We start from the raw sequence: 25879 nt of genomic DNA on the forward strand, positions 1-25879 counted from the left end.
CTAAAGGTTTTTTGGTGTTTTATATAATCTAAATTAAGCTTTTCACTGTTCTTGCAACTTGGTCTTTCCAGTTATAATCTGTTTTAAAAATTTGATTTGATTTACAATTACTCAAAACACTATATTTAGGCCTTTTTGCTCTTGTTTTAAAGGTTTCTATTGACAATATTTTAGACGTATCATAGGACTTAAATTGCTTTGAAATTTCTAAAGCAAGGTCGTACCAGGTTGCTTCTCCTTGGCTACTAAAATGGTACACACCAAAAGACTTTAAATTTGAGCTAATAAGAAAAATTATAAATTGCGAAAGCTCATCGCAACTTGTTGGTGTTCCTGTCTGAGAAGTAGTAATTTTTAATTCACTATCCTCTTGTATTTTTTTTATTACTGTCTTGACAAAATTGTGACCAAATCTTGAATACAACCACGATGTTCGAATTATGAAAAAATCCTCAAATACGTCCTTAATTGCCAACTCTCCTGCCAACTTTGATTTACCATACTCATTTATGGGATTTGTTAAGTCCTCTTCAGAATAAGGTTTATTGGTTTTGCCATCAAACACGTAATCAGTAGAAATATGTATGAGTATTGTGCCGTGTTTTTTACATTCTTCAGCCACTATTTTAACCGCTTCTGAATTAACCTTATAAGCCAAATCAGGTTGGAATTCTGATTGTTCAACATTGGTATAAGCTGCACAGTTAACACAGTAATCAAATTTGTACTTATTGAAAAAAGAAATAACTTTCTCCTTGTTCGTGATATCTAAATCGGTTTTAGACGCAAATATGAACTCTAAATCACTAGAGTTATTAAGGTATAAATCATTTATGGTTTTTGCTAGTTGCCCTTCTGCTCCTGTAACTAATACTTTTGTTTTCATACAAACAGACTTTCGAATGTTGGTAATTTAGAATCTTTGTCGGAAAGAATAAGGTCTTCTGTTTTGTTTAGCCAATCTATATTTAAAGTTTTATCATTATAGATAATCCCTCTTTCTGAGTCTTGGTTATAATAGTTATCGCATTTATACGAAAACACCGTTTCATCTTCTAATACCAGAAATCCATGTGCAAATCCACGAGGTATAAACAATTGTTTTTTATCAATTCCGTCCAGGATCATTGAGAAATGCTTCCCGAAAGATTTAGAATTTGGTCTAAGATCCACACAAACATCAAGAACACTTCCATTAATTACTGTAACAATTTTTGCTTGTTCGTATGGTCCTGCTTGAAAATGTAGACCTCTTAAAACGCCTTTAGACGATTTAGATTGATTGTCTTGCACAAATTCAACATTAATACCTGTAAGCTTCTGGAATCTGGCTTTATTAAAGCTTTCGAAAAAATAACCTCTCTCATCCCGAAAGATTTTGGGTGAAATTATAAAACAGCCTTCAAATTGAGTTTCTTCAACTTTCATGTTATGTTAATTGTTGCAAGTATTTACCATAACCGCTTTTCAATAATGGTTCTGCTAATTTATGGAGTTGATCTTTATTAATGTAGCCCATTTTAAACGCAACTTCTTCAATACATCCAATTTTCAAACCTTGTCGTTCTTCAATAACCTGCACAAATTGAGAGGCTTGCATCAATGAATTAAATGTACCTGTATCTAACCAAGCTGTTCCTTTATCTAAAATTTGAACATTGAGTTTACCTTGTTCGAGATAAGTTCTATTAATATCTGTTATTTCTAATTCCCCTCTTTCGCTAGGTTTTATGTTTTTTGCAATTTCTAAAACATTGTTGTCGTAAAAATAAATTCCAGGTACTGCAAATTTTGATTTAGGATTTTTAGGTTTTTCTTCGATAGAAATTGCTTTCATATGTCTATCAAATTCTACAACTCCGTATCGTTGTGGATCCTGAACATGATAGGCAAATATCATTCCTCCATCTGGATTGTTGGATGCGCTTAATGTCTGCTCTAATCCTGAACCATAAAAAATATTATCCCCTAATATAAGCGCAACGCTATCTTTTCCAATAAACTCTTCTCCGATGATAAACGCTTCTGCAAGTCCGTTAGGTTGTTCTTGGACTTCATATTGAAAATCACAACCAAAATCACTTCCATCTCCTAACAACTCTTTAAATCTAGGTGTGTCTTTTGACGTAGAAATAATTAAAATCTCTCGTATTCCTGCCCACATTAAGGTTGTTAAAGGATAATAAATCATGGGTTTGTCATAAATGGGCATTAACTGTTTGCTCACAACTTTTGTTAGTGGGTGTAATCTTGTGCCTGAGCCTCCTGCTAGAATAATGCCTTTCATTTATGAGTTGTATTTATTAAGATACCAGTGTATGGTTTTCTTTATTCCTGTTTCAAAATTTTCATCTGCCTTCCACCCCAATTCATTTTCAATTTTAGTCGCATCGATTGCATATCTGAAATCATGACCTGGACGATCTTTCACGAAAGAAATTTGATTTTTATAAGACTGTTTTTGAGGTTTAATTTCATCTAATAACTCACATATTGTATTAGCAATGTATAAATTATTTCGTTCGTTTTTGCCACCTATATTATAGGTCTCTCCACTTTTACCTTTTTGAAAAACTAAATCTATTCCTTTACAGTGATCAAGAACATATAACCAATCTCTAACGTTTAACCCGTCACCATAAATTGGTATCGATTCTCCTTGTATTGCTTTTCTTATTATTGTTGGAATTAATTTTTCATCATGCTGTTTTGGTCCATAATTGTTAGAACAATTTGTGGTTACAACATTCATCCCAAACGTATGATGGTAACTACGGATAATAAAATCCGATGATGCTTTAGATGCACTATAAGGGCTATTAGGCGCATATGGTGTTTGCTCAGTAAATAAACCCGTTGCTCCTAGAGTTCCATAAACCTCATCTGTTGATATGTGGTGAAACCGATTATTTTCACAGTTTATTTTCGGTTTGTGAGGTGCGTCCATCCAATAATTTTTTGCAACATCCACAAGATTAAACGTTCCAAAAATATTAGTTTTTATAAATTCATCTGGATTAGTGATTGAATTGTCTACGTGTGATTCTGCCGCAAAGTGAATCACACTACTAAAATTATACTTTCTGAATAGTTCATCAATCAACGCTCTATCACAGATATCGCCTTTTATAAATGTATAGTTTGGATTGGTTGAGATTTCTTTTAAGTTAGAAACATCAGCTGCATACGTGATTTTATCTAAATTTATTATCGAGCAATCTTTATGCGTTTCTAAAAAATATGGTATGAAGTTAGAACCAATAAATCCAAGACCTCCAGTAACTAAAATCGTTTTATGCCTCATAATTTTTGACATATGATGTGAATTTATTCAAAATAAAAATTCCACATAACAATAAAAAACCTAATAAAGGAAATACAATAGAATACTTTTCGTACCAATAAGTTACTTCATTTCCAACAACTTGAAAATTTGAAATCACATCGTAAAAAACATCTTCTTCAAGTTTTTCTTCTTCTAAAGCTCTTAATTCGTCTCTAAGTTTTATTTCTTTATCAAGAAGTTGGTATTCCTTTGTTTCAGATTTTTCTTGTTTTAGCGGAAATCCATCCCCTAAACTTAAATTAGCTTTTGTGTTTTCAGATTCATTTTCAATTACTTTTATATACACTTTTTTAAGTGAATCAATCTGTTGAATGGAATTTAATATGTTTTTCTTCTTTATAACAATCAAAGAATCTCTTTTCTTCATCTGTTCGATGGAATACATATTATCAAAAGACTTATTGATTCCTGTTTCTAAATCCTTAAAAATATCACGCTTTATTGATTCAACTCGTATTTCAAATAAATTACCTGAATATATATCTCGATTTAAAATAAAATCATCATAATTTATGTTTTGAGCTCTTACACTATCAATAGAACTTACAAACTGATCGTATTCTTTGATTCTTTCATTTTCAGTTTCTGGGCCCATTGCCATCTCAAAATTAAGGACTTTTGAAATGGTGTCTTTGTGAATTTCAAATATATTTGAAAGCGTAGTATAATCTTCAGATTCAATTAAGGCGTTATAATAATTAAGATTTGTTGCCAATTGATACTTAGAACCGAAATGTGTTCTAACAAGCATTGAAGAATCATATTTTTTGGTTGCTATTTCTTCAAATAAATAACCGGCTAAACCAAAAACTAAAACCACCAATGCAATTAATTTTATGTTATTTATTATTGCCTTGGCAGCATAAATAAATACTGAAAAAATTGATGTGATAAGCTTTATTAAAAAACTAAAAAGCTTATTGATTTTATCACCTATATAATTAAACAAAACTAATAAATCTACTTCTTCATTAGTATTGTTTGGATTCTGTAAATCTTTACTCATCGTTAGTTAATTATTATTAAATATTTGTTGTAATATTTTTCTAGTTATTAAATATGTTGGTTTTACTCCTGATGTTCCTAAGCCTCCTGACGCTAATGTGCTTCCTGTTTCTAATGGATTATCACTAGCATAATAAGCATATCTTACTTTAACATTAGGATTAATACTGCCTCTAACTTTTGATGCGGCTTGAATGGCTTTTTGATAATGTGCGCCCTCCATTTCAAGTCCAATAACATTCCATGTTGAATTATAAAAGAACTTTAATATCTCTTTGTTTTGAAGTGATGTTCCTAATACGGTAATCATTGACCCTTCATAAACAGCTACACCCTGTCCCTCTAAATCTGATTTACTTAATTCGTTTTTAAAAGGATAATTATCTGCTGTCCCTTCAAAAATATGAGCAGAAGGAATCATAATATCGCCTTTTCCACCTTCTAAAATACCTGCTTTACCCATTATAGAAACCGATTCAATATTTAGGTGCACCTTTTCTCCATCAGCTTTTATGGGTTTGAACAACTCGTCAATAGTCTCATAGGCTTGTTCGCCAAAAGCATAGTCCATTACAAAAATGACTGGTTTTTCACTCGAATTGAAATCTTTTCCAACTTCAATATCTGTTTTCGAAAAATCTATCTTTTCAGTATCAAAAATCTGAACATCTATATTGGTTCCCGAGGTATCTTCAATGTATATCATTCCATTCTGCAACGCTTCTTTAGATACTTTATTGCGTAAGGTCTGATTATCTTTTTGACTTAAGGCTTCGTAAATTTGAAAAATGCTCTTTTTAGCTTTTAAGCTCTTTAAAGCATTGGGTGCAAAAATCGAGTTCATCACACTGTGCATATTAGCACTTATAACATGAATTGGTCGTTTTAAAAGACCATGTTTATGTAAAACATCTTTTATGTGATCTGCCCAAACTTCGCCATGAATATGATGTCCTAAACGCTCTCTTAAAACTGGACTAAACGTTACAGTGCGTTTATCATTATTCATAACTTCATCTATAGCTAGTTTTCCCAACCAATAAATGATGTGTAATAATCGATCTGGCTTTGAGCTAGATGTAAATTGTTTATGAGCTTCGGTGAGTTCATTAAATGTCCTCCCTAAAATATTTGCAGTATGTGTAATTGCAATCTCACGTTCCTTTTGGGTAAGCGTGTCTTTAGAAAGCACAGCTTTTTCAAGCTTAATCCAGTCACGAGTAGTGGCTCCATTTTCATCTATTAAAACACGTTTACTGATTTTATGAGATTCAACAAACAAAAAAGTAATATGCGTTAATATGTCATAAATTTCAGAGCGACCTCTTGTGATTTCAATATTCATCTGCTCGTCATCAATTCGATAACAATTTCGTCTTCTTTTTGGTGGAATTATAGCTTTAAAATGAGAATTTCCATAACCTTCATCACTGGTGAGATTGATAAATCTACATTCTTCAATACCTTCTGGAAGTCTGTCAATCACATACAATAAACCCTCTAATTCTGCTTTCTCTTCAGAAATAGATCCATAAATTTCAGGTCTTAAAAGTAATAAGGCTTCACGTAATGTTTCGCCAGAAACTCCCATGGGCTTGTAAAATCCACGATTGAATAAATGTCTCATGGTAATGTACATTCTTTCAATGGCGCTTGAGCTTTCTTGAGCTCTCGTTCTTTCGTGATGTTTTTTGTTACTCATAAACAATGTTTAGCCAGCAAATATAACATTATTTAGTCAATTTTAGGGCGTACAAAGCCTCAGCAATTTTTCTATCATTAGAAAGTCTTGGGAGCTTATTTTGCCCACCTAATTTACCTATAGATTTCATATAATCTTGAAAACCGTTTTTTTGTATAACTGTAATTTTTAATGGCTGAAGGACTTTTCCTTTAATAAGATCAAAATAGTAACTATTTTGCTGTTGTAAAGATAGATCTATTTTTTGCGCCAAATCGGAAAGGTTTTCTGGTGCGTTTTCAAATTCAATAAACCATTCGTGATATGGTAATCCAGATTCTGGGTTAATCTGTGGTGCTACTGTAAATTCTGAAACTTGAACGGTTGAATCTAATATTGCTTCTTGAAGTGCTTGTTCAACTTCTTTGCCTATAACATGTTCTCCAAAAGCAGAAATAAAATGTTTTATACGACCTGAAACAATAACGCGATATGGCTTTATACTTGTAAATTGAACAGTATCTCCAATATTATAGGCCCAAAGTCCTGCATTAGTTGAAATTATAATTACATAGTTTATACCAACTTCAACATCTTTAATTGTTAGACGTTTTGGATCGTCATCAAAAAACTCATCTGCTTTTATAAACTCATAAAAAATACCTGAATTTAATTGAAGTAACATGCCGTTTTCCCCTTGTTTGTCTTGATAAGCAAAAAAACCTTCACTCGCTGGATATAACTCAATACTATCAACTTTTCGACCAATAAGATGTTCAAACTTTGCGCGATAAGGATCGTAATTTACGCCTCCAAAAATAAATAGATTAAAGTTTTTGAACACCTCTCCTACCTTTTGTCCTGTACGTTCTTGGATTTTTTCAAAATACATTTGTACCCAAGATGGTATACCAGAAATGATCGTCATATCTTCGGGAAGAGTTTCGTCAACAATAGCTTCAACTTTAGTTTCCCAGTCCTCAATACAATTGGTTTCTAAAGAAGGCATTCTGTTTTTCTGAAGGTATTTGGGCACGTAATGCGCTACAATTCCCGAGAGTCGACCGAGTTGAATACCGTTTTGCTCTTTCAAAATCGGACTTCCTTGTAGAAAAATCATTTTACCATCAACAAATTTGCTGCTCCCAGTTTCTGCAATATACATGAGGATCGCATTTCTGGCAGCCTCAATATGTGTAGGCATACTTTCTTTTGTAATAGGAATATATTTAGCTCCTGACGTTGTCCCAGAGGTTTTTGCAAAATAAATTGGTTTTCCTTTCCAAAGAATATCCTCTTCTCCTGCGACTACTCTTTCAACATAAGGTTTTAAATCTTCATAATCTCTTATAGGAACGTTTTTTGTAAAATCTGAATGGGTAGAAATACTTTCAAAATTGTGGTCTTTTCCAAATTGCGTTTTAGCAGCATCTTTTATGAGTTTTTGAAATACTTTGTCTTGAGTTTCAATGGGTTTATTAACCCATTTTAACACCGATTTTCTTACCGATTTAGCAAAAGGAACTGCAAGTAGAGATTTTATAGATTTCATTACTTAAAATCAATAAAGTTAGTTGGATTAACAGGGTAGCCTTTGTTCCAAAGTTCGAAATGTAAATGTGGTCCAGTTGTTAATTCGCCTGTATTTCCAGCTAGTGCAATTACTTCTCCTGCTTTTACTAAATCGCCTTGTTGCTTAGTAAGCGAGGCGTTGTGTTTGTAAACTGAGATTAAATCATTACTGTGTTCAATAATGGCGACATATCCAGTTTGTGTTGTCCATTCAGCAAAAATCACTGTACCGTCAGCTGTAGCCTTTACTGGTGTGTCAATTGCTACGACTACATCAACAGCGAAATGTTTTTCTTTCACATTGTATGCTTCAGAAATTGTTCCGTTAACTGGAGGAAACAGGACAAAATTTGTATTTGATAATGCAGATTCAAAAACGTTATACTTATCTTCCTTATCTACGGCATCTCGTAGAAGCGAATCTTCTTTGGTCGCTGCTAAATTTAATTGTCCTGCATCAATACTAGCAGCATCAATTATAGAATCTCTATTAAATTCGACAGTAGCAACATCACCCGTTAAAACACGTTTAATCGATGCGTAATATTGTTCATTTAAGTTTATAACTTGCTGTAACGAATCTGTTTTATAATTAAGCTCTGTTGCTTTCTTTTTTAAAGCGGTTGAAGAATAACCTGGAATAAATTCTTTTAAAGACGTAAACGCAATTAGAAAAATAGTACCTGCGACTAATAAAATTGTAGTGATTGATACAATAACAAAAACATTCAATCGTGTTAATTTGATAGCAAAACGCTCTTCAAAAGTATCTTCGTTTAAAACCACTAAACGATACTTATGAAGTAGTTTTTTAGCTATTCTTTTTTCTTTCTGTTTTTTTGCCATTGTTCAACAAAATTAAATAAAATTTACGCTACATAGATAAGGCTTATCTTAAAGTTTGCTTTAAAACGTTTATTCTTAAGTTTAATTATTAAATTTGCAATTCAAAATTAATCATTATGATAGCATCAAGCATATTTTTAGCTTTTGGAGCATGGCAAATTGTTTTAATCGTTGTTGTGGTATTACTAATGTTTGGAGGAAAGAAAATCCCTGAACTTATGAGAGGTCTTGGAAGTGGTATTAAAGAATTTAAAGATGCCAGTAAAGATCAAGATGATAAGCCAACTACTACTGATAAAAACGAATAGCTTTTATAAACCAACAAAAAAAGCCAACAATTAAATTGTTGGCTTTTTTTGTTATTTAATTGTGATCGATCTTATAATGGCTTCAAGTTCGAACATATAATCTCGTTTTCCGACCGATGGCGCAAATACATAACCTTCTACAATAACCATTCTATTATTTACTTTGTCTTCGATAGCATAATTTATAAAAGGTCCAGACATAAACGCATTTTTCACATCCCAAAGCCCTTTCGTTTCAAAAGCAGGTTTGTTATCTAAAATTGTTTCGTAAATAAATGGCGTATACTTATTTTCCGTTGCCATATATGAACCCTCAAGAGGTCCTTCAATATGAATCTTACCTACAGAATCTCTTAATCTTACAACATCAACTACTGTACTATCTCCTTTTCGTACTGAAGACAAAGGCGCTTCATATAACATGATATCAACTGTTCCTGTTTCAATATCTCGTCGTAACCAGAAAAATCCATCTTCATTTTTTGCAATTCTATAGGCTGTTGGGAATTTTAAGGACAATCCTAATTGTTCTTGAATGTCTTTATCATTAAATAATGATATCTTGATTCTTCGTTGTTTTTCCTTAAGCTCTTCCTTTTTAAAAGCATTTACAATCTTTGCTGAATTGCTGTTTATTTGATTAATTATTTCAGTATTTGTATTCCCAGAAATAACAACCACTGTTTGAGGTTTGGCAAACTCATTGGCTAGAAACAACGTTCCTGCTGGTTTTCCTTTTTCAATTTTTAAAACTGTTCGGTTTTTAGTTGCAAAACCTGTGAAAACTGAAGGTGGCATTTGTCGTAATCTAAACTGAGGTTCATCGATAGATAAACCTTCAACAGCTGCTGCTAAGGTGTCTCTAATAACTTCTCCAACATTGCTTTCCCAAAGTAAATTATCAACTACTACTGTAATGTCATTTAAACTTCCTCCTGATGATTTAGGAACAATTCGTTTGGCATTTTCATCATTACATCCATAAAAAAAAGTAAGAGCTAGCATTAATACTACGAGTTTGTGTTTCATTGTTTGTGTTTTTAATTAGTTAGACACAATAAGTGTCATTCCAATTTTTAGCTTATTACTGCTAATATCGTTCCAATCTTTAATGTTTTGAACTGAAACTCCAGGAAATTTTTGTGAAATACTCCAAAGAGAATCTCCTTTTGTTACTTTGTAAGTAGACTTTCCTTCTGTGTTTATTGTTTTCTTTACCGTAGATGTACTAGCAACTTTTGTTGATGCGACCGGTTTTCTAGGGTAAATAGTTAATCGCTGTCCAATTTTAAGGTTATTACTTCGTAAACCATTCCATTGTTTGATTTGACTTACTCGAACTCCGTATTTACGTGCTATTTTTCCTAAAAAGTCTCCAGATCGAACTCGGTATCTCACTTTAGAATCTGAATCAAAAAACTGAGGTAATGGTTTTTCCCTTTTGTTTAGCTCTTTTTCTGCGTAAGCATAAATCTGATTTTCATTGGTGACGAACTTTCCAACCGCTTCTCGAGGCAAACGCAACGTATAATCTTCACCTTTAATAAAAGGAATTACATCTAATTTGTAAGATGGATTTAAAAACTGAAGTTCTTCAATTGGCACCTTAAGCAATTCTGAAACCTGATCTAGAGTAATCATTTTTTTCACATGAATGGTATCGGTTTCTACATAATGAAAATTTGGTCGTTGCTTTTTAAAACCATGCTCTTCAGCAAATTCAAAAATATACATGGTTGCCAAAAATGCTGGTAGATAACCAGCTGTTTCACGTGGTAAATATGGTCTAATATTCCAGTAGTTTTCATAACCTCCAGAACGTCTAATGGCTTTACTCACGTTGCCTGGCCCAGAATTATACGCGGCTAATGCTAAATCCCAATCGCCAAAAATGCGATATAATCTTGCTAAATATTTACTAGCTGCTACTGTTGATTTTACAGGATCACTGCGTTCGTCAACATAACTACTCACATTAAGTCCGTACTCTTTTCCTGTACCAAACATAAATTGCCATAAACCTGTTGCTCCAACTCTAGATTTTGCTCTAGGTTTAAGCGCAGACTCAACAATGGCAAGGTATTTTACTTCCAAAGGAATGTCATAATTATCTAATGATTCTTCAAATAATGGGAAATAATAATCGCTTAAAGACATTAATCTCTCCATCGATTGCCTTCTGTTTTTTAAATACGATTTTATAACGCTCTCAAGTGAAGGATTATATTCAATATTAAATGGTGTTCGAGCATTTAACTCTTTAAGTCTTGCCTTTAAGGTATCGGTTGGTAATTCTGGATAATCAACAGGTTCGTATTTTAATTCTGAAACGGTTTTGTAAATGGTGTCAAAGAGATTATTACTATAGAGTTCTTCTAGCCATTTTTGATCTATTTCAGCTGCAAGTTGATGATCTTCAAGGTTTCGTATTGCCGTAGAATCTAACTCAGCCTTAATTTCGGTTTTTAAAACCTTCTTACCATCAATAAGGGAATCAACAACATGAGTGTTGTTTTCGTTCTTGGTGGTTTCTATTTCTTGCTTAACTTCTGCTGGCTTCGGAATACTATCCTGACCAAAACTAAACATATAGCTCAATAGAAGACCAAAAGTTAGGGTTTTAAGCTTTAGGTTCATTGGTAGATTATTTAACTATCAAAACGATAGGTCAGCTAAAATCGTATTTTTTTAGTTAAAATGAAAGTTTGACAACACAATTTAACACGGTTTGTACGATTCTTCCGATTTATAAAAAGGAAACTAAAATGATTTTATTCTAAAATAGCTGCAATTCCTGGTAAGGTTTTACCTTCAAGACTTTCAAGCATTGCACCACCTCCTGTACTTACATAGCTTACTTTATCTTCAAATCCGAATTGTTTTACAGCAGCCACAGAATCACCACCACCTACAAGTGAAAACGCGCCATTTTTGGTTGCTTCAGCAATTGAGTCTCCTAAAGCAATAGTGCCAGCAGCGAAACTTTCCATTTCAAAAACACCTAACGGTCCATTCCATAAAATTGTTTTACACTGCATAACAACATTGTGAAAAATTTCTTTTGATTTAGGTCCTGCATCTAGACCTTGCCAACCATTAGGAATTTGAGTCACATCTAAAATTTGAGTCTCAGCATCATTACTAAACGCATTAGCAGCTATGACATCTACAGGTAAATGAATCTGTACATTTTTAGCTTCAGCTTGTTTCATTATTTCTAGAGCAAGTTCCATTTTATCATCTTCGCAAATGGAATCTCCAACAGAGCCTCCTTGCGCTTTTATGAATGTGAAAGTCATTCCGCCTCCAATAATTAAATGGTCAACCTTATCTAAAATATTTTCAATAATAGTGATTTTAGAAGACACTTTTGCGCCTCCTAGAACGGCTAATACAGGTTTCTCACCTGATTCCATAACTTTATTAATACTCTCAATTTCTTGCGCTAATAAGTGTCCAAAACATTTGTGTTCGGGAAAAAACTGAGCTACAATTGTTGTAGAGGCGTGAGCTCTATGAGCAGTGCCAAATGCATCGTTTACATAAATATCACCTAGTTTTGATAAACCTTCAGCAAAATTAACATCACCTACAGTTTCTTCAGGATGGAACCTTAGATTCTCTAATAATAATATTTCACCTGGATTTAAATTCTCTGCAGCTTCTTCTGCTTTGGATCCCACACAATCTTCAGCAAACTTTACCTCAACCCCTAAAACATCTTCCACTTTATTAATAATATGGCGCAATGAAAATTCATCCTGAACACCTTTAGGTCTTCCTAAATGCGACATCAAAATACAGCTCCCACCATCTTCAAGAATTTTGATAATTGTAGGCTTGGCAGACACAATTCGAGTGGCATCAGTAACTTCAAACTTATCATTTAAAGGCACATTAAAATCAACACGTATAAGTGCTTTTTTCTTATCAAAATTGAAGTCATTTAAGGTTTTCATACGTTTGTGTTTTTGAGAATTGTTTGACAAATGTAACCAATAAAAGATACTGATAAAAGTTGTTTTTTCACGAAAACGTTTGCATGAATTAATATTATAAAAAAAGTATCTTTGCCACATGTTATTTTCAGAAATTTTAGGTCAAGAACATATTAAAAGCCATCTTACGACAAGTGCAGATCATGGTCGTGTACCACATGCCCAATTGTTTGTTGGTCCTGAAGGATCTGGGACACTTCCTATGGCTATTGCTTATGCGCAATACTTGCTGTGTAAAAATTCAGATGAAGAAAACGGAAATGGTAATGAAGCCTGCAATATTAAGTTCAAAAATCTTTCGCATCCAGATTTACATTTTGCATTTCCTGTTGCCACTAATGATAAAGTAAAAAGTCACCCTGTTTCTAATCATTTCATGGAAGAGTGGCGACAACTTATTGACAGACAGCCTTATGGAAACCTATTTGATTGGTATCGCATTTTAGGAATTGACAACAAGCAAGGTCAAATCGGTGTTGATGAAGCACAAGATATTGTCAAGGCTTTAGCTCTAAAATCTTATGAAGGCGGTTACAAAGTAATGTTGATTTGGATGGCTGAAAAAATGAATACTTCAGCTTCAAATAAACTTTTAAAACTTATTGAAGAGCCACCAAATAAAACCATTTTTATTCTCATTGCAGAAGATGAAGAGCAAATAATAAATACAATTAAATCTAGGTGTCAATTGCTTCATTTCCCGCCTTTAGCAGAGGACGTGATTAAAACGTCATTAATTAAAAATTATCAAATACCTGAAGCTGATGCCATTAAGATTGCTCACCAAGCTAATGGTAATTACAACAAAGCATGCGATTTAGTTTACAGTGATAGCGAAGACACCCAATTTGAAGACTGGTTTGTATTTTGGATACGATCTGCTTTTAAGGCTAAAGGCAATAAAAGTGCAATTCATGATTTAATTTCCTGGAGTGAAACTATTGCGAAAACAGGACGAGAAACTCAAAAGCAATTTTTAAATTTCTGCCTTGATTTTTTTAGGCAAGCACTACTACTAAATTACAATGCTTCCACTTTGGTTTTCATGGAGCCTAAGACTTCCTTTAAATTAGAGAATTTTGCGCCTTATGTTCATGGTAATAATATTTTGGACATTTCAAAAGAACTTCAAGATGCTATATATCATATTGAACGTAACGGGAACTCTAAAATTATTCTAACAGATTTATCTATTAAACTCACCCGTTTATTGCATAAAAAAGCCGATTGATAAACAACCGGCTTTGACATTTCTATATAAATAAAACTAGTCCTCTTTTTTCACATCAGCATTTAAAGCCTCGATAATCGTTTCAGTAATATCGTTTGCTTCAGTTCCATACATTACACTACCAGCATCGTTTGCTCCAAGTATATACGTATATCCATTATTCTTACCATAATCTTTAACAAAAGCTTTCACTTCCTTAATCAGTGTATCGATTTGTTTCTGACCTTCGTCTTGAAGGCTTTTCTCTTCGCCTTGTAATTGATAATCTTGCATTTGTTTTTTCTGAAGTAATGCTTGATATTCAGTTTCAGCATTTTTTTGAGACATTTTTGCTGCTTTGGTTTGAAATAGTTGGGCTTCAATTTGAATTGCTTGTCCTAAGCTATCCGCTTTTTTGTTAAAAGCTGCAACTTTTACTTGAAACTTCTTTTCGAAATCTACTTTCTTCTGAAATTCATTAACCACTTTAGCATTATCTATGTAAGCAATTTTTTGTTGCTCTTGACAAGATGTTAAAACAAGTACTATACTAAGTACTCCAAATAATTTTTTCATTTTTAGTTCTTTTAATTTTTGCAAATGTATGAAAGTGCTTGAATTAATTTTTTAATTTTCTGTACTATTAATAATATGTATTGCTTTTAAAAAGTTAATAAATTATGTCTATTGAGTTTTTAAGGCTTATTATACTCTTAATTACATTAAAAGAATTCGGCAATATACTTTTAAGGCTAAACCGAATTACGGCTTTTAAAACGCTTAAAAATCAATTTTAAGCTTTTTTAATAATATATATTAAAGATGAATACTCACCAGAGCGTTTTGCTTTACTGTTTGATCTCCATCCAATCCAAAATGCCTTTAAAGGATTCATGAATCCGTTTTTATATTTTTCAGAAAGCAAAGACACATAAAAAGCATCAAAGATCATCGGCTCCACTTTTATTACTTCCATTCCTTTTTTCTCTACTAATTTAGAAATAGCTTTTTGTGAAAAATGCCATAAATGTCTTGGTACATCAAAAGCTGCCCAATTATTTTTATAATAGTTAGCGTCGAAGCTTTTGTAATTTGGAACCGCAATTACCAATCTGCCATTGGGTTTTAAAAGAGATTCAATGACAGCTAAGTGGTTTTCTAATTTTGGTAAATGTTCTAATACATGCCATAGCGTAATCACATCAAAGCTGTGTTTTTGAAATTTCAATAGTTGGTCAATATCAAAAATAGAATTGTCTGTTTTTTCATTTGCTATTGCCCTTGCATTAGGGTTTGGTTCAACTCCAGAAACTTGCCAATGATTACTTTTAGCAAGGTTTAAAAAATCACCTGTTCCGCATCCTATGTCTAAAAGCTTTTTGTCTTCCGAATTAAATGAATTAACTAATTTCAGTTTTCGTTTTAATGCTATTCTTTTAATAAAATGATACAATTTTTCAAACCAATTGCGTTTCGCATCAGTATGAGAAATATAATCTTCACTTTGATAATATTGTGGTAATTGTTCCTCTGAAGGTTGAGGGAATGTCTCCAGCATTTCCAATTGTTCATTATAGACCAATTGAAATTCTTCTCCTGAAACAGAGTGATCTTTAAGGTTTAAATAAATGTTTTTTATACGCATTAAAAGTAGTGTTCCACGTGAAACATCTTTAAAATTATCGGCCTAAATACACTAATAATACAGAAATATCTGCAGGTGATACACCCGAAATACGTGAAGCTTGAGAGATAGTTATTGGCTGTATTTTAGTGAGTTTTTGCTTTGCTTCAGTACTCATAGATTTCAATTGTTCATAATCAAAACCCTTAGGGATTTTAACATCCTCTAGACGATTCAATTTATCGGCATTATTCTTTTCTTTCTCAATATATCCAGAATATTTAATTTGAATTTCTGTTTGTTCAATAACTTCTCGATCTAACTCATGCTCCTGAATATAATTTTCTACAACCTCAAATTGTCGCATATCATCAGCCGTGATATTAGGACGAGAAAATAATTTAAACATCTTATCAGATTGTTTTACTGGTGATGAATTTTTAGATTCTAAAACAGGATTTGCATCTTCTGGCTTAACGCTTGTTTCCCTAAAAAAGTTCACAAAATTATCAGATTGCTTTTGCTTTTCTTCCATTCGACGCAAACGGTTTTCGCTAGCCAAACCTAACTCATAACCTTTAGGTGTTAATCTAAAATCGGCATTATCTTGCCTTAAAAGTGTTCTGTATTCCGCTCTCGACGTAAACATTCGATAAGGCTCTTCTGTTCCTTTTGTGATTAAGTCATCAACTAAAACACCTATATAAGCTTCGTTCCGTTTTAAAATAAACTCATCTTTATCTTGAACCTTTAAGGCTGCATTTATTCCAGCCATTAATCCTTGAGACGCAGCTTCTTCATATCCTGTTGTCCCATTAATCTGACCTGCAAAAAACAAACCATCAACCAATTTTGTTTCTAAGGTGTGTTTTAATTGTGTGGGCGGAAAATAATCATACTCAATAGCGTAACCTGGTCTAAAGAACTTTACATTTTCAAAACCAACAACAGATTTTAATGCTTTGAATTGAACATCTTCTGGCAACGATGTTGAAAAGCCATTGACATAAACTTCCACAGTATTCCAACCTTCAGGCTCAACAAACAATTGATGTCGATCTTTATCCGCAAAACGATTAATTTTATCTTCTATGGATGGGCAATATCTTGGGCCAGTACTTTTAATTCGTCCATTAAACATTGGTGACCGTTCAAAACCTTCACGCAATAACTCATGAACTTCTGGACTAGTATATGTCATGTGACAAGAGCGTTGCTCTTTTAACGGTTTAATATCTTCTAAGTATGAAAATTTCTCTGGTTGTTCATCACCAGGTTGCTCAATCATTTTAGAATAATCTAAAGAGCGTCCATCCACCCTTGGAGGTGTTCCGGTCTTCATTCTTCCAGATTCAAATCCTAATCCAATAAGCTGTTCTGTAATTCCAGTTGCCGCTTTTTCTCCTGCTCTTCCTCCACCAAAATTTTTGTCTCCGATATGAATTAATCCGTTTAAAAATGTACCATTGGTTAATACTACAGTCTTAGCTTTAATTTCAAGTCCAAGTGATGTTTTAACACCGACAACCTTATGGTTTTCTACTAGTAAACCAGACACCATTTCTTGATAGAAATCTAGGTTTGGTGTTTGCTCTAAAAGCAATCTCCAATCTTCAGCAAAACGCATTCGGTCACTTTGAACTCTAGGACTCCACATAGCGGGTCCTTTAGATTTATTCAACATTTTAAATTGAATAGCAGATGTATCACTTACAATCCCACTATAACCACCTAAAGCATCAATCTCTCTTACAATTTGTCCTTTGGCAATTCCTCCCATAGCAGGATTACAAGACATTTGAGCAATGTTTTGAAGGTTCATGGTGATTAGTAGGGTTTTACCACCCATGTTTGCAGCAGAAGCAGCAGCTTCGCTTCCTGCATGACCTGCACCAACTACTATGACATCATATACGTCGTTGAACATAATTTATAGTATTGTTCCACGTGGAACATTTAGTTTTCGAAATTTTAAGCCTGCAAATATACGTCTAAATCCTAATATACTAAGATATTTGCTTTATGTAGAAATTCTCCTTAGACCGCATCTTTAATTTATCATCATCTGTCTTGTCTTTATAACCACAATAATGAAGGATGCCATGAACCATAACACGACGAAGTTCTTCTTTAAAATCAACCTCAAAGTCGTTTGCATTATCCCTAACACGTTCGATTGAAATATAAACATCTCCATGTAGTTCTTTTCCTACTGAGTAATCAAAACTAATAATGTCTGTTAACGTATCGTGACCCAAGTATTTCTGATTGATATCTAATAAATAGTCATCATCACAAAAAATATAATTTATCTCACCTTCTCTGCAATCTTCAGTTTTTATAACCTTAGAAATCCACAATGAAAATTCTTGTTCGTAAGGCAACTCAAAATTGGTTTCGTAATTAAAGCTGATCATTTGTTTTTTTAAAATACTCTTGGACTTTCTTTTTGTAAACGTCCTGCAAAGGTAATGCTTGCCTGTTTAAAATTTCAGTAGTGTTAAAATATTCTTTTGCTGTAGGTAATTTGTTATTCGTTGTATTCTTATACGTGGTATTATCTGTTTCAGATTTACGTTTATTGTCTTCACCTTGCATAAAAGTGGCATTTTCCATTTTCAACAACTGATGTTGCAAATCCATCATTTTTTGAAGTGTTTGGTTTGTAAAGCCTTTATTTATTAAATCTAATTCCACCTCTTCCATATCTTTTAAGAGCTTTGCTCCTTGACCCTGTTTTCCAAGTTCACCAAGTTTGTTTTCTAAAGCCTGACGTAATTGTTGCTGTTGCTGATAAATACGATATAATTCTCCATTCAAATCTTCGTTACTTCCTTCACCATCACCTTGAGAATTTCCGTTTTCTCCACCTTCGCCTTCTTTACCATCTTTGCCTTTTTTACCTTTTTTGCCCTCGCCTTCCTTGTCACCTTCTTTATCTCCTTTTCCCTCTTTTTCACCTTCACCATCCTTGGGTTTTCCCTGTTCACTCTTTTTCATACCATCTTTCATCTGTCCATTAAGTTGCTCCTGACTCATAATGATATCTGGCAATTGCATATCGCCTCCTCCTTGACCCATTGATGGCTTCATTTGAGCGTTCATATTATCCAGAATATCACTCAAGAAATTTGCCAACTCGTTCGTAGCCGTAATCGTGTATTGCTGAGCCGCAACACCTTGGTATAATCTATTTTCAGATAATTGCCCTAAGGATTTATCAATATTGAAAAACACTTCAGTAATTTGTTTATTGACTTGCTCTGAAATTTTAGGTTGTCTCAATGATAATGAAAATAAACTATCGTCCACATGCTCAAAATGCTCTCTTAAATTGCTCTGTTTTCTTAAAAACTTACCATATTCGTTATGGTTAATTTCAATGCTTTTAAATTGATCCATTAAATTTTCTTGATCAAATGAAAACAACACCAAGTTATCTAATATTTGTCTTAACATAGTTGCATCTTCTTGCATTTGATCACCACCTCCCATTTGCATCATTTGAGCCATTTGACCACTCATTTCTTTCATTTTTTTAGCGGCTTGCTTTTGTTTCTTTTTTGCTTTTTCTTGTGAATCTTGAGGCTGACTATCTGGCTGTTCTCCTTGTTCTTGTTTTTCTCCAGGCTCACTTTTTTCACCTGGCTCTTTATTTTCCTGTTCTTTTTGTTCTAAGGCATCTGTGGCTTCCTGTTGATCTTGTTTAATAGACTCCTCTGTTGGTTTGTCCTGAGGCAAATCCATTGGTTTTTTAAGTTCTTTATTTTCTTTCTGAAGTTCGTCCATTTCCTTTTGAAAATCTTCAAACTTTTTGTTTAGTTTTTCCTGTTCTTCCTTGGTGTTTTTATCTTCGCTTTCTTCTGATAATTTTTCCTGTTCTTCAGCCAGCTTTTCTAATTCTTGTTGCAATTTTTCAGCTTTTTTGGCCACATAAAATCGTTTGGTCAACTCCAATAGTTGTTTTAAGCTTCGTTCTTTATTTTTATTCTGCTTAGCTAATTCTTCTAATTTTTGAGAGAATTCTTCTTTTTGAATTTTCTCTTGCATTTTTTCAAGCTCCTCTAATAGTTTTTCGTCTTTTTTAAGTTGCTCTTCGTTTTCTTCAAGACGTTGCTTTAAATCTTCTTTAAAAGGATCTTTTTCTTCGCTTTCATTTTGAAATTCTTCAAGGTTTTCTTTTAGCTTTTTGTTGAAATTTTGCATCAATTGTTCTTGCTCCTTTTGACGCTTTAAGAAATTTTCAAACTTCTTTTTATCATTAAAATTAAGTTCTTCCTTTTCCTTTTGGGTTTTAGAAAACTCTTCAAGTTGTTTGTCTTGCTCTTGAAGCTTTTCAAAGGTTTTACCTATGTCTTTTATGGTTTCATTTTGCTCCTGAAGTTGTTTTTGCTCTTCTTCTTCTTGTGTCAGCTTTCTATAGTTATAAACTGTACTTTTAGTGCTTTTGTAATTATGAATAGCATCATTGTCAAATACTTGAAAATAGAATTCATAATCTACGCCTTCCGTTAAATTCAATTGATTAGGAAATGCGCTTACAAACTCATCAAAATTTGATTTCGCTATTGGAATCCTTTCAAAAGACTTTTCACTAGGGTTTGCTGAAGGATAGTACACCAATTGTAATTTGCTCAATCCGTAATCATCACTAACCTGTCCCAGAAAATATAAGGTTTGATTATCTAAAGAATCCTTTTCCATCTTTAGATTCAATTCAGGATAACCGTCTTTAATAACACTTAAAGAAAAGGCTAGATTTTCATAGTCTTTAAGGTTGGCGTTACTCGTACTTATACTGTAATCTGTGTTGTTAAAAATTCGTTTGGATGCTTTAAACTTACCATCAGTTACATATTCAAAATTAATGGTATCATTTGCATATAATGCCACCTCATCTGTTGATCGTGTAGACACTTTCCAAACAACATTTGTGCCTTCGGGAATGGTTGAGTTCCCTGTACTCTTTAAAACCTCATCTTTCTTTTGAGTATAGGCTGGATAATCCAACACCATTTCAAAGTTTACCATAGTAGGCACTTTTATGACATTGATACTATAATCTTTTGAACGCACTTCGTTAGCAGAAAAATTAAAATTTATAGCGTCCTTTAGTTGAGGGAATAGATATTCGAACTGACCAGGAGCTGTTTGCTGTAAAAAATACGATTGTCCGTTATAATGTATTTGAGCATTTTCTGGAACCACATCACCAGCTGTATTTACAATAAGCTTAAATGCTTTGTTTTCAATTGCATTCATGTCATCATTAACTACAAAAAACTGAAAAGGAGCTGGTGGCTCATATGCTGTTTGATAATTGACAACACGTTCGTAACTATCACTAAACCAGTTTATTTTACCTGTAAAAAATGATATTAGTAAAATAGCAATTGGAATGGCCGCATACTTTAAATACTTAGTGTTTTTCTTAAAATTAATGGCTAATTTGAACGGAATCGGACTTAATTCAGATGATTTCTGTTCAATACTTGCTTCAAGAAGTTCAGATTGAGTGTTGTTATGATTCAACTGAAGTACATTAAGAAGTTTATCATTAACTTCTGGAAAATGATTCCCAATGATTTGAGAGGCGTCTTCGAAATCAATACCTTTTTGTAGTTTAAATAATTTCGCTAATGGAAACGCAATGAATTTAGCAAACAATGCTAATTCAACAGCAATAAACACCCAAAATAAAACTGTTCTTGCGGTTGGATTAAGCCACAAAAAGTACTCAATTAATAATGTCACAATCAAATACAATAAGCCAATTGCGAAAAACAAAATAGCACCTTTGACCAATTCATTAGTGTAATATCTCCTAATAAATTGTTCTAATTTAGATTGTATGTTCTTGAAATTATTCAACATTAACTATTTAACTCACTAAACTACAATTTTATTTTAACCTGCAAATGCCTAAATTTGGTAAGATTCTGTTAATTTCGAGGAGTTGTGTTAAAATAAAGACCAACGTGAACTACCATTTCTATGAAAGATCTAAAATATCTAGCCGCATTCTCCATTCCCGTCATTGCTTTTATTGGTTTGTTTTTTAAAGGGAACTTAGTGTTTTTAACTCCTGTTTACGCTTTTGTAGTGATTCCCATATTAGAACTTGTTTTTCCAATTGACACTGATAATTTATCTAAAGAAGTCGTAGAACATAAATTAAAAAGAAAGGTTTTTGACTGGCTCTTGTATCTTAATCTGCCTTTGGTTTATGGGTTAGTTTTCTTCGGAATCTATCAGGTTTCAATGACAACTATTGAAACCTATGAACTTATTGGAATGATTCTTTCCGTAGGTATCGTTTTAGGTGTCAACGGAATTAATGTTGCACACGAACTTGGTCACAGACAAAACACAAACGAGCGTTTTATTGGAAAGGCTTTACTTCTACCTTCTCAGTATATGCATTTTTATATTGAACATAATTTTGGTCATCATTTACACGCAGCCACTCCAGAGGATCCAGCAACAGCCAGATATAACCAAACGGTTTACTCATTTTGGTTTACCTCCATTTTTAGACAATATGCAAAAGCATGGAAAATTCAACAAAAACTGCTTAAAAACAGTAAAAAAAGCTTCTTTTCAGCCAAAAATGATATGTTTTGGTTCATTTTGCTTCAAATTAGTTATTTACTGATTATATTATTCGTCTTCGGAAAAATAGGATTGTTATTTGCGATATCTTCTGCAATAGTTGGTGTTTTATTATTAGAATCCGTGAATTATATTGAACATTATGGCTTAATGCGATTAAAAACCAAATCTGGCCGATACGAACGCGTTAAAGAAATGCATTCTTGGAATTCTAATCATGTCATTGGTAGAATTGTGCTTTATGAACTTACAAGGCACAGTGATCATCATTTTAAGTCTTCAAAAAAATATCAAATCTTAGATTGCCATGACGAAAGTCCTCAAATGCCATTTGGTTATCCTACATCAATGGTATTGGCAATGATTCCACCTTTATGGTTTTCTATAATGAATAAACGCGTGCCTAAAGAAATGATTTTAACTTAAGCATTTCTATTCTTAATTATCGTTTTATCTTTGCAGTCATAAAATAAAAACCATGACCAAAAACGTTCGTGTGCGTTTTGCACCAAGCCCAACAGGACCTTTACATATTGGAGGTGTTAGAACAGCACTTTTTAATTATTTATTTGCCAAAAAGCATAACGGAACTTTTGTGCTTCGTATTGAAGACACTGATCAAAATCGCTATGTTGAAGGTGCAGAAGATTATATTGTTGACGCTTTAAATTGGTGTAAAATTCCGTTTGACGAAGGACCAAATAAGAATGAAAAATTTGGACCTTACAGACAAAGCGAGCGTAAACATTTATATAAGCAGTATGCAGATGAATTAATCGAAAAAGGTCATGCCTATTATGCTTTTGATACTGCTGAAACTTTAGATTTCCATAGAAAAGATCATGAGGCTAACGGAAAAACGTTTATATACAACTGGCATAATAGATTAAAGCTAAGTAACTCTTTATCGATTTCTAAAGCTGAAGTAAATGCAAAATTAGAAGCTGGAGACGATTATGTGATACGGTTTAAATCACCTCAAGATGAAACCTTGCATTTAAAAGATATTATTCGAGGTGATATGACCATTGACACCAATGTTTTAGATGATAAAGTCTTATTTAAAAGTGATGGTATGCCTACCTATCACTTAGCAAATATTGTTGACGACCATTTAATGGAGATCTCTCATGTGATTCGTGGTGAAGAATGGTTACCATCTTTGGCATTACATTTCCAATTATATGCTGCGTTTGGTTGGGAATCACCTCAATTTGCGCATTTACCATTAATACTAAAACCAACAGGAAAAGGAAAATTAAGCAAGCGTGATGGTGACAAATTAGGATTTCCTGTATTTCCACTAGAATGGACAGATCCGAAATCTGAAGATATTTCAAGAGGCTATAAAGAAGACGGATATTTTCCTGAAGCTATGATTAATTTCTTGTCGTTCTTAGGTTGGAATCCTGGCACAGAACAGGAACTATTTAATCTTGAAGAACTCGTTTCTGCTTTCGATTTAGAACGTGTGAACAAAGCTGGAGCACGATTTGATCCAGACAAAATTAAGTGGTTTAACCATCATTATATGCAGGAGCAAGACAATTATGGCTTAGCTGTTGCGTTTCAAAAGTCGAGACCTGAATTAGCAGGAATTGATACCGAATACATTGAAATGGTTGTTGCTCTAATCAAAGAACGGGCAACATTTGTGAATGATTTTTGGGACTTAAGTCATTACTTCTTTGTTGCGCCTAAAACGTATAATGAAAAAGCTTCTAAAAAAGCATTAAAAGACGATACTGCTGATATTTTAAATAAAGTCAAATCTTTAGTTCATAGCGTAGAAGACTTTACGGTTGTAAACCTTCAAAACACAGTAAAAGAATGGATTACATCCAATGAAATAGGCTTCGGCAAAGTCATGATGCCTTTAAGATTAGCGCTTGTGGGAGAATTACAAGGACCAGATGTTTTTGATATCATCTATATGATTGGGAAAACCGAAACAAAGAAGCGAATTGACACAATTATTGCCTCGATTTAAAACGTAATCATTAGCGCAAACGCAAGCATCGATTGTGTGCCCTTAAATTCTTTAGATAAAGGTGTGGTCGTTAAATTTTGGTCATTAAGTTTGTTTAAAATGTTAGTAAACCCATAACTATAAGTCGCTCTTAATTTAAAGCTACCTATTCCTGCCGATGCGCCTACTACTCCATTTACATTAAAAGGAGAAATATCCTTAATATCTTCGGCTAATAATGTATCATAACCATTTATTAAGTATCCTTTTTGGTTGCTATTTTTAAGGTCTAGCTGTCCATTATATTGTAATTGTGGCCCAACGTCTAGCGTAAGATTATCACTAATTAATTTCACGTGAAGCATAAATGCTAATTGAATAGCCATTAAGTCGTATTCTAATTGTTCAACTTGCAGAGGATTTACAAGGGAGCGCCCTTCAACTTCAATAGAATTTTGAGAGAATTGTAAACCATAACTAACAGTAAACCATTTCTGAGGAATATCAACAGTTGCAATCATGCCTCCAAGAAAGCCTGAACCACTCTTGGTTACAAAATTATTGGTTGTAATATCATATTGGGTTAATCCACCCACTACTCCTATTCCATTTTTAATCGTGTATCGTTTGTGTTGAGCTGTTGATAATGTAACAAACGCTATACAAAAGACTACTAATATTATAAACTGCTTTTTTTGCATCTCTAAAGTGTGTGATTTGAGCAAATATAACTTAATTTAGTAACTGATTATTTTCCTAACCATTAAAAAAAACTTGTTATGGGTCAATTTATTTTAATTCCAATTATATTTTTCGGCGTAATCATTTTGATTTCGTCATTCTTCGTTGTTAAACAACAAACTGCTGCAATTATTGAGCGCTTCGGTAAATTTAATAGCATAAGGCAATCTGGTTTACAGCTTAAAATACCATTAGTAGATCGAATTGCTGGTAAACTAAGTTTAAAAATTCAACAATTAGATGTTATTATAGAAACCAAAACTTTAGATGATGTATTTGTCCGTTTAAAAGTCTCAGTGCAATATAAAGTGATACGAGAAAAAGTATATGATGCTTTTTACAAACTAGATTATCCACATGATCAAATCACCTCCTATGTTTTTGATGTGGTTCGTGCTGAAGTGCCAAAAATGAAATTAGATGACGTATTTGTACGAAAAGATGATGTGGCAATTGCGGTAAAATCTGAATTAAATGATGCGATGGCTGATTACGGTTATGATATTATTAAAACCTTAGTAACAGATATTGATCCTGATGCTCAAGTTAAAGCTGCTATGAATAGAATTAATGCTGCTGATCGTGAAAAAACAGCTGCACAATTTGAAGGTGATGCTGCTCGTATTTTAATTGTAGAAAAAGCAAAAGCTGAAGCAGAAAGTAAGCGCTTACAGGGACAAGGTATTGCTGATCAGCGTCGTGAAATTGCTCGTGGACTTGAAGAATCGGTAGAGGTCTTAAATAAAGTTGGTATCAACTCGCAAGAAGCGTCTGCGCTTATTGTCGTTACACAACATTATGACACCTTACAGTCTATTGGTCAAGAAACTAATAGTAACCTAATTTTATTACCTAATTCACCTCAGGCTGGAAGCCAAATGTTGAATGATATGGTTGCCAGTTTTACAGCGAGTAATCAAATTGGTGAGGCCATGAAAAATTCACGCAAGAAAAAAGACGAATAGAC

At 33.1% G+C, this 25879-nt stretch carries 22 protein-coding genes; 5 read left to right on the forward strand and 17 right to left on the reverse strand.

What is annotated here, in order from left to right:
* Positions 1-28 precede the first annotated feature (28 nt).
* From rfbD to VOI25_RS02895, 8 genes are read right to left on the reverse strand one after another with little or no spacing between them, the layout of a single operon-like run.
* Entirely contained in the window at positions 29-886 is an 858-nt protein-coding gene (rfbD, locus tag VOI25_RS02860; RefSeq protein ID WP_323787444.1) for a dTDP-4-dehydrorhamnose reductase, read from the reverse strand.
* Positions 883-1428: a dTDP-4-dehydrorhamnose 3,5-epimerase gene (gene rfbC, locus VOI25_RS02865; protein ID WP_323787445.1), complete on the reverse strand. Its 546-nt coding sequence runs from the start codon at positions 1426-1428 to the stop codon at positions 883-885. The genes rfbD and rfbC overlap by 4 nt, the downstream gene beginning before the upstream one ends.
* Before the next feature lies 1 nt (position 1429).
* Entirely contained in the window at positions 1430-2287 is an 858-nt protein-coding gene (gene rfbA, locus VOI25_RS02870; protein WP_323787446.1) for a glucose-1-phosphate thymidylyltransferase RfbA, read from the reverse strand.
* On the reverse strand, positions 2288-3316 hold the full coding sequence (rfbB, locus tag VOI25_RS02875; protein WP_416376060.1) for a dTDP-glucose 4,6-dehydratase: 1029 nt from the start codon (positions 3314-3316) through the stop codon (positions 2288-2290).
* Positions 3294-4352, reverse strand: a complete 1059-nt coding sequence (locus VOI25_RS02880; RefSeq protein ID WP_323787447.1) for a hypothetical protein — start codon at positions 4350-4352, stop codon at positions 3294-3296. Before VOI25_RS02880 ends, rfbB begins: the two co-directional genes overlap by 23 nt.
* A gap of 6 nt (positions 4353-4358) precedes the next feature.
* The gene (locus tag VOI25_RS02885; protein ID WP_323787448.1) at positions 4359-6053 is read right to left on the reverse strand and encodes a DUF6909 family protein; all 1695 of its coding nucleotides are present in this window, start codon (positions 6051-6053) and stop codon (positions 4359-4361) included.
* Between the two features lie 28 nt (positions 6054-6081).
* Positions 6082-7584 carry a GH3 auxin-responsive promoter family protein gene (locus VOI25_RS02890; protein WP_323787449.1) on the reverse strand — a complete coding sequence of 501 codons (1503 nt, stop codon included), beginning with the start codon at positions 7582-7584 and terminating at the stop codon, positions 6082-6084.
* A complete protein-coding gene (locus tag VOI25_RS02895) occupies positions 7584-8450 on the reverse strand; it encodes a M23 family metallopeptidase (protein WP_323787450.1) in 867 nt (288 codons plus the stop codon). The genes VOI25_RS02890 and VOI25_RS02895 overlap by 1 nt, the downstream gene beginning before the upstream one ends.
* 116 nt (positions 8451-8566) lie before the next feature.
* Between VOI25_RS02895 and tatA the strand changes: the two genes are divergently transcribed.
* On the forward strand, positions 8567-8758 hold the full coding sequence (gene tatA, locus VOI25_RS02900) for a twin-arginine translocase TatA/TatE family subunit (protein WP_323787451.1): 192 nt from the start codon (positions 8567-8569) through the stop codon (positions 8756-8758).
* Positions 8759-8809: 51 nt separating this feature from the next.
* Here the strand turns inward: tatA and VOI25_RS02905 are convergent, their stop codons facing one another.
* From VOI25_RS02905 to VOI25_RS02915, 3 genes are all read right to left on the reverse strand, one after another.
* A complete protein-coding gene (locus VOI25_RS02905) occupies positions 8810-9787 on the reverse strand; it encodes a DUF4837 family protein (protein ID WP_323787452.1) in 978 nt (325 codons plus the stop codon).
* Positions 9788-9802: 15 nt separating this feature from the next.
* Positions 9803-11395 (reverse strand): LysM peptidoglycan-binding domain-containing protein, encoded by a 1593-nt coding sequence (locus VOI25_RS02910; protein WP_323787453.1) that lies wholly within the window; start codon positions 11393-11395, stop codon positions 9803-9805.
* A 134-nt stretch (positions 11396-11529) separates the two neighbouring features.
* Complete coding sequence (locus VOI25_RS02915; RefSeq protein WP_323787454.1) at positions 11530-12717, reverse strand: phosphoglycerate kinase; 1188 nt, start codon at positions 12715-12717, stop codon at positions 11530-11532.
* A gap of 118 nt (positions 12718-12835) precedes the next feature.
* Between VOI25_RS02915 and VOI25_RS02920 the strand changes: the two genes are divergently transcribed.
* Positions 12836-13987: a DNA polymerase III subunit delta' gene (locus tag VOI25_RS02920; RefSeq protein WP_323787455.1), complete on the forward strand. Its 1152-nt coding sequence runs from the start codon at positions 12836-12838 to the stop codon at positions 13985-13987.
* A 36-nt stretch (positions 13988-14023) separates the two neighbouring features.
* On the opposite strand, the gene VOI25_RS02925 is transcribed toward VOI25_RS02920, so the two are convergent.
* The 5 genes from VOI25_RS02925 to VOI25_RS02945 form a co-directional block, all read right to left on the reverse strand.
* Positions 14024-14542 carry an OmpH family outer membrane protein gene (locus tag VOI25_RS02925; protein ID WP_323787456.1) on the reverse strand — a complete coding sequence of 173 codons (519 nt, stop codon included), beginning with the start codon at positions 14540-14542 and terminating at the stop codon, positions 14024-14026.
* Between the two features lie 217 nt (positions 14543-14759).
* Positions 14760-15611, reverse strand: a complete 852-nt coding sequence (locus VOI25_RS02930; RefSeq protein ID WP_323787457.1) for a class I SAM-dependent methyltransferase — start codon at positions 15609-15611, stop codon at positions 14760-14762.
* A gap of 34 nt (positions 15612-15645) precedes the next feature.
* A complete protein-coding gene (gene mnmG, locus VOI25_RS02935) occupies positions 15646-17517 on the reverse strand; it encodes a tRNA uridine-5-carboxymethylaminomethyl(34) synthesis enzyme MnmG (protein ID WP_323787458.1) in 1872 nt (623 codons plus the stop codon).
* Positions 17518-17596: 79 nt separating this feature from the next.
* Positions 17597-18007, reverse strand: a complete 411-nt coding sequence (gene ybeY / locus VOI25_RS02940; RefSeq protein ID WP_323787459.1) for an rRNA maturation RNase YbeY — start codon at positions 18005-18007, stop codon at positions 17597-17599.
* Positions 17994-21464: a DUF4175 family protein gene (locus VOI25_RS02945; protein ID WP_323787460.1), complete on the reverse strand. Its 3471-nt coding sequence runs from the start codon at positions 21462-21464 to the stop codon at positions 17994-17996. The genes ybeY and VOI25_RS02945 overlap by 14 nt, the downstream gene beginning before the upstream one ends.
* Positions 21465-21584: 120 nt before the next feature.
* Between VOI25_RS02945 and VOI25_RS02950 the strand changes: the two genes are divergently transcribed.
* Together VOI25_RS02950 and gltX are read left to right on the forward strand one after the other, a co-directional pair.
* Entirely contained in the window at positions 21585-22628 is a 1044-nt protein-coding gene (locus VOI25_RS02950) for an alkane 1-monooxygenase (RefSeq protein ID WP_323787461.1), read from the forward strand.
* Positions 22629-22680: 52 nt separating this feature from the next.
* Complete coding sequence (gene gltX, locus VOI25_RS02955; RefSeq protein ID WP_323787462.1) at positions 22681-24192, forward strand: glutamate--tRNA ligase; 1512 nt, start codon at positions 22681-22683, stop codon at positions 24190-24192.
* Here gltX and VOI25_RS02960 read toward each other — a convergent pair.
* Entirely contained in the window at positions 24189-24896 is a 708-nt protein-coding gene (locus VOI25_RS02960) for an outer membrane beta-barrel protein (RefSeq protein WP_323787463.1), read from the reverse strand. The two genes, gltX and VOI25_RS02960, sit on opposite strands and share 4 nt — an antisense overlap.
* 54 nt (positions 24897-24950) lie before the next feature.
* Between VOI25_RS02960 and VOI25_RS02965 the strand changes: the two genes are divergently transcribed.
* Positions 24951-25877, forward strand: a complete 927-nt coding sequence (locus VOI25_RS02965) for an SPFH domain-containing protein (RefSeq protein WP_323787464.1) — start codon at positions 24951-24953, stop codon at positions 25875-25877.
* Positions 25878-25879: the final 2 nt, after the last annotated feature.

It is taken from the genome of Psychroserpens sp. (assembly GCF_034670085.1).
Taxonomy (GTDB): domain Bacteria; phylum Bacteroidota; class Bacteroidia; order Flavobacteriales; family Flavobacteriaceae; genus Psychroserpens.